This is a genomic window from Haloarcula sp. CGMCC 1.6347, from assembly GCF_037078395.1.
Taxonomy (GTDB): domain Archaea; phylum Halobacteriota; class Halobacteria; order Halobacteriales; family Haloarculaceae; genus Haloarcula; species Haloarcula amylolytica.
On sequence record NZ_JAYMGX010000001.1, the window covers coordinates 506538 to 519035 of the forward strand.

The 12498-nt window shown below is 62.3% G+C and carries 16 protein-coding genes and 1 tRNA gene; 4 read left to right on the forward strand and 13 right to left on the reverse strand.

The window, feature by feature from the left end; genetic code table 11:
- Positions 1–61: 61 nt before the first annotated feature.
- The 6 genes from VI340_RS02710 to VI340_RS02735 all read right to left on the reverse strand — a co-directional run bounded on the left by VI340_RS02710 (position 62) and on the right by VI340_RS02735 (position 2690).
- Positions 62–820 (reverse strand): proteasome assembly chaperone family protein, encoded by a 759-nt coding sequence (locus VI340_RS02710; RefSeq protein WP_008310544.1) that lies wholly within the window; start codon positions 818–820, stop codon positions 62–64.
- 5 nt (positions 821–825) lie between these two features.
- The gene (locus tag VI340_RS02715) at positions 826–1008 is read right to left on the reverse strand and encodes an RNA-protein complex protein Nop10 (protein ID WP_336329841.1); all 183 of its coding nucleotides are present in this window, start codon (positions 1006–1008) and stop codon (positions 826–828) included.
- A gap of 30 nt (positions 1009–1038) precedes the next feature.
- Positions 1039–1839, reverse strand: a complete 801-nt coding sequence (locus tag VI340_RS02720; RefSeq protein ID WP_336357731.1) for a translation initiation factor IF-2 subunit alpha — start codon at positions 1837–1839, stop codon at positions 1039–1041.
- 1 nt (position 1840) lies between these two features.
- Positions 1841–2014 carry a 30S ribosomal protein S27e gene (locus tag VI340_RS02725; RefSeq protein ID WP_004518703.1) on the reverse strand — a complete coding sequence of 58 codons (174 nt, stop codon included), beginning with the start codon at positions 2012–2014 and terminating at the stop codon, positions 1841–1843.
- 2 nt (positions 2015–2016) lie between these two features.
- Complete coding sequence (locus tag VI340_RS02730) at positions 2017–2295, reverse strand: 50S ribosomal protein L44e (protein WP_004593654.1); 279 nt, start codon at positions 2293–2295, stop codon at positions 2017–2019.
- 128 nt (positions 2296–2423) lie between these two features.
- Positions 2424–2690, reverse strand: coding sequence for a hypothetical protein (locus VI340_RS02735; RefSeq protein WP_336357732.1), 267 nt, complete (start codon positions 2688–2690; stop codon positions 2424–2426).
- A 186-nt stretch (positions 2691–2876) separates the two neighbouring features.
- Here VI340_RS02735 and VI340_RS02740 point away from each other — a divergent pair, with 186 nt between their 5' ends.
- Positions 2877–3149, forward strand: coding sequence for an HAH_0734 family protein (locus tag VI340_RS02740; protein WP_004593652.1), 273 nt, complete (start codon positions 2877–2879; stop codon positions 3147–3149).
- Positions 3150–3209: 60 nt separating this feature from the next.
- On the opposite strand, the gene VI340_RS02745 is transcribed toward VI340_RS02740, so the two are convergent.
- Positions 3210–5528, reverse strand: coding sequence for a DUF2298 domain-containing protein (locus tag VI340_RS02745; RefSeq protein ID WP_336357733.1), 2319 nt, complete (start codon positions 5526–5528; stop codon positions 3210–3212).
- A gap of 117 nt (positions 5529–5645) precedes the next feature.
- Between VI340_RS02745 and VI340_RS02750 the strand changes: the two genes are divergently transcribed.
- From VI340_RS02750 to VI340_RS02760, 3 genes are all read left to right on the forward strand, one after another.
- Positions 5646–6413 (forward strand): glycosyltransferase, encoded by a 768-nt coding sequence (locus tag VI340_RS02750; RefSeq protein ID WP_336357734.1) that lies wholly within the window; start codon positions 5646–5648, stop codon positions 6411–6413.
- Positions 6413–6895: a GtrA family protein gene (locus VI340_RS02755; protein WP_014039682.1), complete on the forward strand. Its 483-nt coding sequence runs from the start codon at positions 6413–6415 to the stop codon at positions 6893–6895. Before VI340_RS02750 ends, VI340_RS02755 begins: the two co-directional genes overlap by 1 nt.
- 74 nt (positions 6896–6969) lie before the next feature.
- Positions 6970–7044 (forward strand) — tRNA-Met (locus tag VI340_RS02760).
- Between the two features lie 150 nt (positions 7045–7194).
- Here VI340_RS02760 and VI340_RS02765 read toward each other — a convergent pair.
- From VI340_RS02765 to VI340_RS02790, 6 genes are all read right to left on the reverse strand, one after another.
- Complete coding sequence (locus tag VI340_RS02765) at positions 7195–7605, reverse strand: hypothetical protein (protein WP_336357735.1); 411 nt, start codon at positions 7603–7605, stop codon at positions 7195–7197.
- A 153-nt stretch (positions 7606–7758) separates the two neighbouring features.
- Positions 7759–8328 (reverse strand): hypoxanthine/guanine phosphoribosyltransferase, encoded by a 570-nt coding sequence (gene hpt, locus VI340_RS02770; RefSeq protein ID WP_004518711.1) that lies wholly within the window; start codon positions 8326–8328, stop codon positions 7759–7761.
- Positions 8329–8372: 44 nt separating this feature from the next.
- Positions 8373–10277 (reverse strand): hypothetical protein, encoded by a 1905-nt coding sequence (locus VI340_RS02775; RefSeq protein WP_336357736.1) that lies wholly within the window; start codon positions 10275–10277, stop codon positions 8373–8375.
- Positions 10274–10762, reverse strand: coding sequence for a hypothetical protein (locus VI340_RS02780; protein WP_336357737.1), 489 nt, complete (start codon positions 10760–10762; stop codon positions 10274–10276). Before VI340_RS02780 ends, VI340_RS02775 begins: the two co-directional genes overlap by 4 nt.
- Positions 10763–11057: 295 nt before the next feature.
- Positions 11058–11543 (reverse strand): type IV pilin N-terminal domain-containing protein, encoded by a 486-nt coding sequence (locus VI340_RS02785; RefSeq protein ID WP_336357738.1) that lies wholly within the window; start codon positions 11541–11543, stop codon positions 11058–11060.
- Between the two features lie 262 nt (positions 11544–11805).
- Positions 11806–12384: a DUF7344 domain-containing protein gene (locus tag VI340_RS02790; protein ID WP_336357739.1), complete on the reverse strand. Its 579-nt coding sequence runs from the start codon at positions 12382–12384 to the stop codon at positions 11806–11808.
- Between the last annotated feature and the right edge of the window lie 114 nt (positions 12385–12498).

The window sequence follows — 12498 nt, forward strand, 5'->3', positions numbered from 1 at the left end:
GCTCTCCGGTAGCACCGACTCCGCGGTCACCAATACCGAGACACGGGAACGGCAATCCGACTCAGCCGATGTACCTGAGGTCCTCGTCGGCGGGCGACGGGGAGTTCTGCTGTTCCATTTCCTGGATCTTCCGGACGACCTCCTCCATCTCGTCGGCGCGGTCCTCAAGTGAACTGTAGTCGACCTCGAACCCGATGACGTCCTGAAGGATTTCGAGGACGGCCTGCGCGCTCTTGGGATCGACCAGATAGCCCGATGTTTCGCCCATGAGACAACTGGCCGGTACGTCCCGGCGCTTGCTCAGGCCCAGCAGCAGGCCGGAGACGCCGACGATGCCGCCGGCCGGTTCGTCTTCGCGGAAGGCCACGCCAGCGTCCTCCAGCGTTTCCTTGAACTCCTCGGTCGTCGTCGCGCCGAGTACGTCGTACTCCTCGATGAGTTCACCGGTCGGGACGCCGCCGAGGGCGAACACCCGCTGGACGCCGAACTCGTCGGCGATGTCGAGGAACGTGTCGGTCAGGCCGTAGTGGCCCTGGTTGTCCTGCGCCTGATGGTCCCCGGAGAGGACGAGCAGGTCCTGGCCCTCGTCGGGGGTGACAGCGTGGAACTCGGCGCAGGCGAGTTGTGCCTGGCCGTCATCGATGCTGACCTGCGGCGGGAAATGCGTCGAGTAGACGCGACGGACGAGCTCGCTTTCGAGCTCCTCCAGCAGGTGTTCTGCGGCGAGTTTGCCGACGTGGCCGACGCCGGGCAACCCCTCGACCAGTACCGGCTCGTCGAGGTCGGGGTCCGCTACGCGCTCGATGTCGAATTCGTCCATACGGCTTATTCGCGGCTGCGGCGCTTAAGAGAACGTCGATACTCGCCGTAGCTGTCTTCGGGCGAGAACGGCGCGGGTGCACTGTTGACCGCCTCGTGTCCGCACTCCGGACAGGTGTCACCCAGCGTGTACACCGGCCGGTCGTGTTCGGATTCCCAGGCGGCACAGACGCGGATATCCGATTTCATCGGTGGTGAATCACTGGCGCAGCAACCGACTTACTCGTCGTCTTCGCTGCGTTCGCGGTGGAACTGCCCCGACCCACCGTGTTGCTCAACGACTTTCGCGGCGCGGTCTGCACTCTCTTCGAGTGCGTCCTCGGCGGTCTTGTAGTCAGGCGCTTGCACCTGAATGCGGTACTCGGGCGACCCGACGTAGGTCACTTCGAGTTCGATCTCGTCGGGGACCTCGCCGTTGCCCTCCGCGGCCTGCAGCGCTTCCTTGATGATGTCGACGCCGTCGCTTTCGGGACAGGACAGGTCGACGTAGCCGGTGACCTGCACGTACGGCACGGAGACATTGTTCCGGGCCGTCTGGACGATGGCGTCGATCTCCTCCTCGGAGAGGTCGACGTCTTCGAGGGCGTCGTTGCCGTGGATCGCCGCCGACTCGAACCCGTCGTACATCGAGCCGAACTCCGCCAGCAGTTCGTTGGCGATGGCGGCGTAGGTCTCGTCGTCCAGGTCCTCGCCGAAGGCCAGTTCCATCCAGTTGTCGGCCTTCTGCTCGTTTTTCCACTCCTGAATCTTCTCTTTTCGCTGGTGGTCGTTGACGTCCTTGATCGAGAGGTCGATCTGCTGGGCGCTCTCGTCGACGTCAAGCACTTTGGCAACGACTGTCTGCCCTTCGTTGACGTGGTCGCGGACGTTTTTGATCCATCCGCTGGCAACCTCGGAGATGTGACAGAGGCCGCGCTTGCCTTCGTACTCGTCGAGGTCGACGAACACGCCGAAGTCCTCGATCTCGTCGATCTTGCCGACGACGAGTTCGCCCGGTTCGGGCCAGCCGCTGTATTTCATCCTATCGGGCCTCGACGACGGCGGTCACTTCGCCTTCGATGTCGGCCTTGCCGCCCGTCGGGCGGGCGATGGTGTGGCCACAGACGGCACACGAAACTTCGCTCGCGGCCTTCTCGAAGAGGGTCTGTTCGTTCTCGCAGTCGGGGCATTCGACGGTGATGAAGCTTCCTGCCATCGTTACTCCTGGAACTCCAGTCGGCCAGCGCGCCATCCCTCGCGGAGGTGGGCCTTCCCACACTCGCCACAGCGGTACTTGAGGTCCGTCTTCTTGGTGGGCTTGTCGCCACCCGGGACCTTCGAGAACTTGCCGTCGTTCCCGATACCGGAGTTACGCTCGCGCTGGCGGTCGATCCACTTCATGCCGGTCTGACGGCCGCTACGGACTTTCTCGACCTCGTGTTCCTGGTGCTCGTTACAGTGCGGACAGTACGTATTGAATCGTCGTGGCATCTGCATAGATATCGGCCTTACCGAGCGATTTGACGTGGCCGCTTAAAACCCGTTTGGTTCGCACCTGTTGTGCGGCGCTCGATTCCCCGCTGCTGTGACTGAGTGACCGGCGCTACGACAGCTATCCCACACCGTTACCGGAACCGCGCGGAGGGACCGGTCAACTCGATTCGGACCGCGCCGAACACGTCTGACGTGTCTGCCCCGGCCACCAGTTCGAGATTCACCGCTTCGCCAGCAGAGAGCGACCCCAGCTTCATCGCCAGTTCCTCGTCGATGTAGTCCACGACCTCGTAGACTTCGTCGGCTTCGACGTCCCGGAGTTCCATCCGTCCGTCGTCGTCCATCGGGCTGACGACGACTGAGGCCCGCTCGCACGACCGCTGCTGTTGTTTCAACATACACGACTGTCGCTATTCCGGATATATAAATATCCGCTATCAGGATGTTTACCATCTAAACACTATCGGCAAGAGTATAAGGTCATTCTAGTCACAGGTAGTTCACCTGTCGCCCGCTGTCGGCTAGTGCGTCGTGTCGCAATCGCCTTCGAAGTCACTAAGTACGCTGTTGGCAAAGGAACGGGCATGAAGAAGCTCATTATCCACGGCGACCCGGGGCTGCGAAAGGGCGGCCGCATCGAGTACGAAGACGAGGAGTACGAGGTGTTCTCGGTCTCGCGGCAGGGCGACTGGCACGGCCCGGACCGACCACAGCTCTGGTGTACCATCGGCTCGGAGGACGAGGAAGAGACGTTCAAACGGCAGGAGTACATCCCGATGCATCTGGACACGGACGACATCGAGGCCGAGGCCGTCACCGTCCTCCGCGAGCGCGCGCCGCCGAACGCCGAGTCCTGACCGGCCCGACACTGCGCGCTGAGTAACCGCCGTTCGCCCGCAGCAATCCGCTCTCCGTTTTCAGAAGTACTCCGGTCGCACCTGATAGATAGTGACGCCGTCGGCCTGTTTCGCCACGGTCACGCCCTGTAGCTGGTCGACAGTCACGTCGCCGTAGCGGGCCCGCTCGGCCGGCCCGACGTAGACGTAGCGCACGTCGTACGCTTCGAGGAGGCGACGCTGCTCGGTCGCGTCCCCGGTGTAGATCGTCTCCACGTCGTCGACGCGGCGGTCGTACACCGTGTCGTTTCGGTACTGGGCCTCGTGTGTCCAGCCGGCGACGGTCGGCAGGCCGGTCAGGCTCGACGGCGCGCTTGCGCCCTCACCGTCGTCGGCGTTCCACTGATAGCCCGCGGGCGCGGCCGTGACGATGGTCGGTCGGCCCTCAGTGTTGTCGTCGAGCCACCGAATCGCCTTGGCTTCCTCTGGGTGGTCGTCGTCGAGATAGGCCAGCCCGTCCAGTGTCGGATCGCCCGCGGCCTCGACGTGGTTCGAGAGCGCGAACACGCCGTACAGCGACGCTGAACAGACGAGCAAGGCGACGAACGCACGGACGCCGATGCTTGCCCACGCTCGTGCGCGGTCGTCGGTCGGCCGCCAGCGGGTGAGCAGCCACGCTAGCACGGGGCCGGCGGCGACGCCCCAGAGCACCCACACCTGCATGTACGTCTTGAAGACGGTGTTCATCCGGCCGATGTTCTCCCTGACGAAGACGAACTCGACGAGGAGAACGAGGCCCGCACCGGCGAGAATCAGCACGGCTTCGAAGCCGACGGGTCGGTCGCCGCCGTCAGCCAGCGCCGGGACCGCGGCGACGGTTCGGTCGAGCGTCGGGGAGCGCGCGAACAGCCACGCGCCGAGCAACAGGGGGACGAGCAGGCCGACCGCCGCGATGTCAAGTGTGGCCGCGAGCGCCGCCGTTCCGACGGTCACCAGACCGACGATGCGGGCCGTGCTCCGGCCGACAGCACGCCCGGTCTGGGCGTACAGGTACAGCCAGAACGGGGCGACGAACAGGCCGTGAACGGCCAGTAGCTCTAGCAGCGAGGTCCGGTCGGGCAGGACCGCTATCTCGCGTCCGCTCGCCGGGCCGAGCCAGAACGGGAGCGACCAGAGCAGTCCCAGCGCGAGGACGCCACCAGCGACGGCCAGCCCCATCCCGACTCGGACGCCCTCCTGGCCCGGCCCGTTCAGCCGGAGTCGCTGTCCGACATGCTTCGGCAGGAGCGTCGTCGGGTCGGCCGGCGCGACGGTGACCGTCAGCAGGGCCAGCCCGCCCATCGACGGGAACGACCAGGTGTTCGTCACGGCCATGATGCCGGCGACGGCCGGGAGCGCGCCGAACAGCAGTGCGACCCGTCGGCGGCGTTCGGCGGCCGGCGTCTGGTAGTAGCTGAAACAGAGCGCGGCGGCCAGCAACAGAAAGCCCGTGCTCATCATGTGTGCGTGCATATCGCCGTTGAGCCAGGCGAACAGCGGGAACTCGTCGATGACCAGCGCAGCGCCGGGCTCGTACGTTCCGAAATCGGCCGCGCTATCTTCGATGACGCGGCTCGCGTCCCAGTAGCTAAACGAGTCCGGACCCGATGCGAGGCCGTCCAGTTCGTAACCGCCCCGCTCGACGACTGTCTGGCTCAATCCATCGGGCAGAAGCCAGATGACGAACTTGGCGGGTGTCGACAGATTGCTCGCGATGCCCACACAGAACGCCGTGAGGCCGGCTGCCAGTCGTCGTGGGAGACCGCGTTCGCTCGCGACAGCGCCCGCCAGTCCGTACGCCGCCGTGACAAGCGTCGCGTAGAAGCCCGCCAGCGCGAGATTGTACGCGAACTGTCCCGCGGTTCCCGTTATTCTGGTGAGGATCGCCGCGACGAGGTGCCCGCCGTAGTAGTACGCGACCGGTTCGCCGGCGAACCACATGTCCTCTAGCGGGAGGCTGTCGGCCCGCACGAGCGACTGCAACAGTCCGAAATCGAGGAACTTCTCGCCGCCAATGGGGACGATCCCGGGGTCAAGCGCGCGGATGCCGACGACGAACAGAAACGCGACTGTGAAGACGCCGGCCGTCTCGGCATAGGTTCGAGCGTTCGGTCCGCCATCAATCCACCAGACAGCTAGCGTACTCACAGCGAGAACGCCGACGCCGAGCCAGACACCGACTGTCAGCGAGAGGCGACCGGCGAAGTAGGTGACCAGCCACAGTATCGAGACGGCGACCGGGACGCCGAAGGCGAGCCCGCGGTCGGCGAAGCGAGGGAACAGCAGTCCAGCGACGGTCCCGCCAGCGTACAGTAACAGGAGGTAGAGGGCGAGCCAGGAGGCGAGGAGCCCGTATTCCATCAGTGAAGGGACCGGTTCGCTGGCCTATACGCTTTTTCGTTGCTCCCGGACTTATGACCTGATTAGGGACCGGTAGCTTCGAACTGTTTTTACTTCCGCCTGTCCGATTACTCGGCAATGTCGCCGACCGTTGGGGTTGTCCTCCCAGCCTACCGTCCCGACATGGACCAGCTCGGGACCTATATCGCCGCTATCGACGATGCCCTCGATCCGCGGACTATTGTCGTCGAACTCGATGCGCCACGAGACGGCGTCCCTGCACAGCTCCGGTCGCTCCCGGCAGCGGTCCACACTGTGCCCTACCGTCGCGGGAAGGGCGCAGCGATCACCGCCGGGTTCGAGCGATTGGAGACCGACGTGCTGGCCTTTGTCGACGCCGATGGATCGACACCGGTTGCCTCGTTCGAACGGATACTCGATCCGGTCACCGACGGCCGAACGGACCTCGCCGTTGGCTCTCGCCGCCACCCGGACGCCACGGTCGCCACCCACCAGACGTTCGCCCGCCGGTTCCTCGGCGACGGCTTCGCGTGGCTCGCCGGCCAGTTGCTCGACGCGCGGCTGTACGACTATCAGTGTGGTGCGAAAGCCATCGATGCGGCCGCCTGGGAGCGTGTACGCGACCATCTGTACGAACCCGGGTTCGCGTGGGACGTCGAACTGATAGCTATCACCGCGGCGCTGGACCTGTCTATCGAAGAAGTCCCCATTGAGTGGGAGGACAAGCCAGGCTCGACGGTGTCGCCGATACGGACGTCGATAGACCTGCTCGAGGCACTGCTGACGGCCCGTCACCGGTCGAAGCAACTGCGCGATGATCGCTTCCACACGGCTCTGGCCGATCACCTCGACGAACCAACCGCCCTTGTCGAGAAAGACCGATGATGGACATCGAACAGCAGGTTCGCCGCGTCGTTCCCGACCGGTTCGAGTCACTCGTGTCGGGCGTCCGGTTCGGCCAGTTCGTCTCCGTCGGTGTCGTCGGCGCGATCAGCGACAACACGGTCCTCGCCGTACTCGGCCTGGCGTTCGGCGTCAGCGATATGTGGGCCAAAGCCGCCGGCGTCGAGACGGCGATCCTCGTGATGTTTCTGGTCAACGAACACTGGACGTTCGCCGGCCAGGGTGACACCGGCCGCCGTTCGTTCGCCAAACGGCTCGGGAAATCCCATCTGGTCCGGTCCGGCGGCGTCGCGGTACAGCTCGCCGTCTACTGGCTGCTTACACAGTGGCTGACGGTTGAACTCGTCGTCGCCGGAACTGATCTGTGGTTCATCGCTGCGAGCCCGCTCGCGATTGGAGTCGCGATGCTGGTCAATTACGTCGCCGAGAGTATCTTCACCTGGCAGGTCCACGCGGACGAGTGAGAATAGCGCGTTACTAACTCACGGACGGCACTCGAATCACAACCCTTAATGAGGGGACCGGACTACGAGAAGGTAGCGGGATGGGATAGCCAGGAGATTCCGGCGGGCTCATAACCCGCAGATCGGTAGTTCAAATCTACCTCCCGCTATATTCTGTCGCTCACAAATCCGTGAACGACTGGAATAGTCCAGTAGATTTGAAGTAGGTCACGAGCGACCAAAGGGAGCGACGTGAACGTGGTTCAAATCTACCTCCCGCAATGTTTTCGCGCTGCAGACTGCTTTCAGCCTGTTCACCGCTATTGCTCACTGCTGTGGAGGTACCCTTCTCTGGCCGCTGTGAGTGTTCGGTACAGTGCGGCGACTAACGCAACGACGAGCAGCACGCCAAGGACCTGTGCAGCCGTATTCTGCGTCTCGAATGCCCACGGGAGCGACAGCGCTAAAAACCCGATAGAGACGATAAGTCCAGCGAGTGTCGTGACGGTGACTAACAGATACCGGGCACCACGCTGAAATGAACCGCCGCGGTCCAGCGTAGCGAGCCCGTATCGCTGTACCATCGCCCCCTCCAGCGCCAGCCAGAGTGCCAGCAGTGCGGCCACGCTGAAGCCGATGGTTCCAAGCGGGTCCGGAACCGCGACTCCTATTATATCGGCGATAATTCTGCCTGCGAGGACGAGTAGCCCGAGCGTCAGTGGCCCAAGCAAAGCAAGTGAACTAAACAGTGCGGCGAAATCCTTTGTGCGGGACCGAATGGAGGGGGACACAACAGCCGGTATCGGCTCAGATTTTTGTAAGCCTACTGGTGACTACTGGCGGCTCGCTCTCGACTCGCTACAGGAACCGTATCAACAGCCGCTCTAGTCGTCGCCGTGCTCGTCGACGATAGTGACTTCGCCGTCGATGACCTGGACGTTGATCAGCGTCTTGGCGTCGTACCCCGCCTCGTCGAGCTTGTTCGTCCCGTCGGCTTTCTTGATCACACAGACGATATCGCGGATGTCTGCACCGATGTCTTCGAGCGCGCCCGTGAGTCCGGCCAGCGTCCCACCGGTCGAGAGCACGTCGTCGAGCACGAGCACTTGGTCGCCCTCGTACACGTCGTTGACGTACATCTCGCTCTCGGAGTAGCCGGTCACCTGAGACAGCGATACCTCGCCGTCGAGTCCGTACTGGCGCTTGCGGACGACGACGAGCGGGATATCGGTCATCAGCGAGACGGCTGTGGAGATGTGGATACCCATCGCCGCCGGTGTGACGATTTTGTCGACGTCGTCGAGTTCTGCCTTCCGGATGATCTTGATGACGATCTCGCGCAGAAGTTCCGGTCGAAGCATCGGGACCCCGTCGCTGATGGGGTGGACGAAGTAGTGATAGCCTTCCTTCTCGATAATTGGCGCTTCGAGTAGGGACTTCTTGAGTCGGTCCATGCTGGCGGTACTACAAGCCCGTACTAAAATTCTCCGTCACCGACTCAGTAGAGCGCCAGCAACTCACCGAGCGCTCGCATCATCGGCAGGAGGTGCGCATCACCCAGTGCGTAGTACTCGACGGTGGTTAGGAGTAGAAATACGGTCGCAACGCCCGTTGCGGCACCGAGAAGCACTGCACCGGCCTGCCCGGCTCGGTCTTCGGAGCGACCACACAGCGCCCAGATACCGAGTGGAATAGCGATTCCAAGCGCGAGCAGCGCGTGCAACTGGAACGCTTCGCCGATGCCGTTCACCGTCAGCGCGACGAACACCACAGTCACTTGCCCGCCGATCAACACGGTCCCCGCAACTGTCCAGAGGAACACGTCCCAGTGGTCCGCGAGGCTCCCGCGTACCGCTGGGAGCCGCACGAACAGATACACGCCGAGCGGATAGAGCGGGAACAGATACCGGGCGGTCACCTGCGCGTGCAGCGGCAAGCGGCTGTTGTACAGCAGGACGACGCCGACGAACGCCGTTATGGCGAACGCGTCCACGACACGGTCGGCGCTGAGTGTCCGGTCGGCCATCGACGAGGGCAAACGCAGCCGTCGGACGACTGGAAGCGCGCCGAGCATAGCAACGAGCACCGGTGCGGATTCGAGCAGCGAGAGATTGACGGATTCCTCACCGGTGTTATCGAGCGCACTGCCCGCGCTTCCCGACCGCACGAACGCGTGATACACGTCATCTGGTTGCTGCTGGAGTGTTTTGAGTCCCGAAACGAGTTCGCCGCCAAGCAGCAGCAGTGGCCGCATCCCACTTTCGAGGATCCCGAGCAGGGGTGCCAGCGGCGTGAGCAATCCACCGGACCCGCCTCCTCCACCATTGCTCCCACTCCCGCCGGCACTGTTCGCGGCATCGCCACCGAGGGAGCCGCCACCGGAGATCAACCTCGGCGGTTTAATCGGGGACCCGGAGATGGCGATATTAGTGAGGATGAACGGCAGCAGGGAGAGTGCAAAGACGATGCCGATACGCGCGAGCGTTTGCGGGCGATTGTCCGGGGCTGTCGGGATATCGACCAGTGCCAGGGCGACACAGAGCAGGAGCGCTTCCGGAGCGTGTACCCACGCGTACAATCCCACCAGCGCATATGCGAGCGCGCGGAAGGTTCGCCGCTGCGTGATAACTGGCCCATCCGCTGGCTTACGGCTCCGATAGAGGCAGTACGCGATGCAGACGACCACCGTCCCGGTGACAGCGTGGCGCTTTGGCACCGTCGCCCAGAAGGCCAGCGGTGTCCCGGCTGTGAGCACCACGGCGCTCAGGAGCCCCAGCCGGCGTGTGTGCATCCGACTGAGAAGCCGATAGAAAACCACCGGCGTAAACGCCGCGATGAGGAGATGCGTCAGTTGCAGCGCGTACAGATGGGTTCGGTCGGCGTCGAGTGGCTGTGCCAGCGCGACGTTCAGCCCGAACAGTCCCAGCACGGCAACGGTACCGCCGTAGAGGACCCAGTCGCCGTCGGTGTAGTGACTGCACTGGACCACCAGTGCCAGCAGCGCGAGCGACCAGAGCGCGACCAGCGCGATGCGGAGTTCAACGACGGCGGTGAGCAGGTCGAGCACGAATACGGCCGGCAACGAGAGGACAACAACACCGTAGTTGCGCGCGTACCACTGGCCGCCGTACCTGCTCGCTCCCGGTGTATCGAGCCCGGGTCCGTAGGTCGCCTCGGTCATCGCTAGCTGTCCGTTCGAGAGGCTGTACAACCCATTTGCCAGCGTGTAGGAATCGTTTATCAGGAACGCCGTCCGCCACAGCAGCCCGAACAGCACGACCGTCGCGAGAAACACAGTCAGGCCGAGCCGGTCACCGAACAACACCGAGTATGCCGTCTCGCGGGTGTTCGACAGCGCGGTCGTCCGCTGTCGGAGACGCCCGACGAACTCCGTCGCCGTCATTCGACCACCGATATCGTGACGTTGCGCGTCGCCACTACGCCGTGGCCCGCCCCGTCGCGCTTGCTCACGGTCACTGTTCCGTTGTACTGTTCGCGCTTTATCTCCCCATCGGTGAACGTGTCCGACGCCAGCGTCAGGTCGTAGGTATCACCGGTCGAGTCGTCCAGGAAGTGATTCGTCGTCCGCGTGTACCCCAGTTCCTCGATTGTGAGTTCGTAGACGAGTGTCGGCCGTCCGGTCCGATTCGCGAAGTGTACGCGGACCGGTGGCGCGTCAAGGTAGTAGCTCGCCGCACCGTAAGACCCTTTCTCAAGCGTTACTTCATCCGGCATTTCAACTGTGGAAACCGTGACGTTGCCCGATTCGAGTGTCACTGGTTCTGGCTCGGATGCCAGTGTGACGCCGGGGACCAGCGGGCCGGAAAGCAGTGTGACGCCGAGTATAATGGCGATCACACTGGTGATAACAGCCCGCGTTCTTTCCATTGTTACCAGTCACTAGATATCTGGCAATAAAAGTATCGTGACGGATTCTCGGGTTTGATTCTAAGCCGGCGACTCTGACGCCAGAACCCCTCTCTGAGTTGGCTTCCCGACCTATTAGAAGGGCGTAAAAGGGGAGACCTATGTTTGAGATGATATAATCACTGCAACAAGGCGAGAGCGTAGCGAGTCGCAGTAGCCAGCGTCTCGTGGCCTTTCTGGTTGTATTGGTTTGCTGCTACCAGAAAACAACGGTGCTGCCGCTCAGTGGCTGAAAAACAAAGAAATGGTGGCCAGATTATGCGTCAGGACCGGTGTCTTGTGCGAGCGTAGCAGAGCTGTCGCCTTCTTGCGTCTCGTAGACGACTCGAACTTCGTAGTCACTCGGAACACCATCATCTGCATCGTCACCAAGACGGGCGGAACTTCCAGCGGTCACTTCGGAATCCGAATTCAGACTTCCATCAACAGCGTCCGATGTCCACTGGCCGGTGTTCCCGTCACCATTATCGGTATCATTGTCCATATTACTTCCGCGAACGTACAGTTCCTTTGGACTGATACTGTCGCCACCGTCGTGCGTAATCGTCAGTGCCCGCTCGGTACCCCCCTCATAATCGAACGAGAAACTAGCCTGCGGCGTTGCCTGCTGCGCCTGGTCGCCGAGACCAAGCACGAAGGAGGCAATTACTGCGGCCAGAATGACCGTGATTGCGACCATCAGGATGACCCCGATGACCGGCGACACTGCGTCGTCGTCGTGGATGAGTTGTTTGATATCCATGGTTTGTTCGACGCACACCGCGAGTGTGACCCGAGTAGGAACCCCCTATACATCGAAGGATTTCCTTACCGGCTCGCGGGGTGTGCTGACTCAACCACATGAGATGTGCCCACTTATACTCACAACACGTTTTAGCCGTTCAACGTTGCCTTGAAATCCTTCAAGGCTGGCTGTACCGCCGAAATTCGATATGGCGGTGCGTGGATAGTTCAGCGGTAGTCGAGACAAACGAAACAGTACAGGCCGTGAAATAAACAGGAGTTTAGTTGTCGGACTCGGCTTCCTGTGCCACATACTCGGTCAGTGTCATCTCACGACCGGCGTAGGTATGATAGCCCGCGGAGACGCTGAGTACAACCGCAATCAGTGTGGTCCAGACCAGCGGCGGAATGACCGTGAAAGGATAGACGCCGACCCAGAGGATCGTCACGATTGCCAGACTGACCGCGCCGAGCGAGAGGTAGTACTCGCGCCAGGGGAACTCGCTTCCCGGCACGATTTCGAGATAGACGGTGAGTTCCTCCGTGTGTGCAGTCTTGGAGATCGTCCCGTTTTCATCGTCGTAGTCGATGATACCCGTTTCGTCCATCCGCGGGAGATGGGACTGCTGTAACGTGGTGTAGACGCGCTTCCGTTGCGCGCTCGTAACCTCGGTATCCGGGCACTCGTACTCCTGTGCGGCGACGTGTGACGCGAGGTCACCGAGCTGTACTGGCCCGTCGTGTTCCCGTAGATACTGCAACGTGTAGCGACGCCGTTCGTTCTGCAGGACGTCGAATATCTCTCCTTTGGAAAGGTCATCCTCCGTCGTGGAGTCCGACCGTTCTACCTGCTTACTCATATCATATTCTCCAGTTCCCCACCACCCATCGCAGGGAATACAGCCAAACTCAGAGTGTTCATCAGTTATAAACTCGCGGATTTCACTGCCGGAAAAAACGATGGCTACGTGAGT

Bases quoted from the DNA above. Each gene is read 5' to 3' on its own strand.
- VI340_RS02710 (WP_008310544.1), bottom strand. From the start codon at position 820: ATGGACGAATTCGACATCGAGCGCGTAGCGGACCCCGACCTCGACGAG.
- VI340_RS02715 (WP_336329841.1), bottom strand. From the start codon at position 1,008: ATGAAATCGGATATCCGCGTCTGTGCCGCCTGGGAATCCGAACACGAC.
- VI340_RS02720 (WP_336357731.1), bottom strand. From the start codon at position 1,839: ATGAAATACAGCGGCTGGCCCGAACCGGGCGAACTCGTCGTCGGCAAG.
- VI340_RS02725 (WP_004518703.1), bottom strand. From the start codon at position 2,014: ATGGCAGGAAGCTTCATCACCGTCGAATGCCCCGACTGCGAGAACGAA.
- VI340_RS02730 (WP_004593654.1), bottom strand. From the start codon at position 2,295: ATGCAGATGCCACGACGATTCAATACGTACTGTCCGCACTGTAACGAG.
- VI340_RS02735 (WP_336357732.1), bottom strand. From the start codon at position 2,690: ATGTTGAAACAACAGCAGCGGTCGTGCGAGCGGGCCTCAGTCGTCGTC.
- VI340_RS02740 (WP_004593652.1), top strand. From the start codon at position 2,877: ATGAAGAAGCTCATTATCCACGGCGACCCGGGGCTGCGAAAGGGCGGC.
- VI340_RS02745 (WP_336357733.1), bottom strand. From the start codon at position 5,528: ATGGAATACGGGCTCCTCGCCTCCTGGCTCGCCCTCTACCTCCTGTTA.
- VI340_RS02750 (WP_336357734.1), top strand. From the start codon at position 5,646: ATGTCGCCGACCGTTGGGGTTGTCCTCCCAGCCTACCGTCCCGACATG.
- VI340_RS02755 (WP_014039682.1), top strand. From the start codon at position 6,413: ATGGACATCGAACAGCAGGTTCGCCGCGTCGTTCCCGACCGGTTCGAG.
- hpt (WP_004518711.1), bottom strand. From the start codon at position 8,328: ATGGACCGACTCAAGAAGTCCCTACTCGAAGCGCCAATTATCGAGAAG.
- VI340_RS02775 (WP_336357736.1), bottom strand. From the start codon at position 10,277: ATGACGGCGACGGAGTTCGTCGGGCGTCTCCGACAGCGGACGACCGCG.
- VI340_RS02780 (WP_336357737.1), bottom strand. From the start codon at position 10,762: ATGGAAAGAACGCGGGCTGTTATCACCAGTGTGATCGCCATTATACTC.
- VI340_RS02785 (WP_336357738.1), bottom strand. From the start codon at position 11,543: ATGGATATCAAACAACTCATCCACGACGACGACGCAGTGTCGCCGGTC.
- VI340_RS02790 (WP_336357739.1), bottom strand. From the start codon at position 12,384: ATGAGTAAGCAGGTAGAACGGTCGGACTCCACGACGGAGGATGACCTT.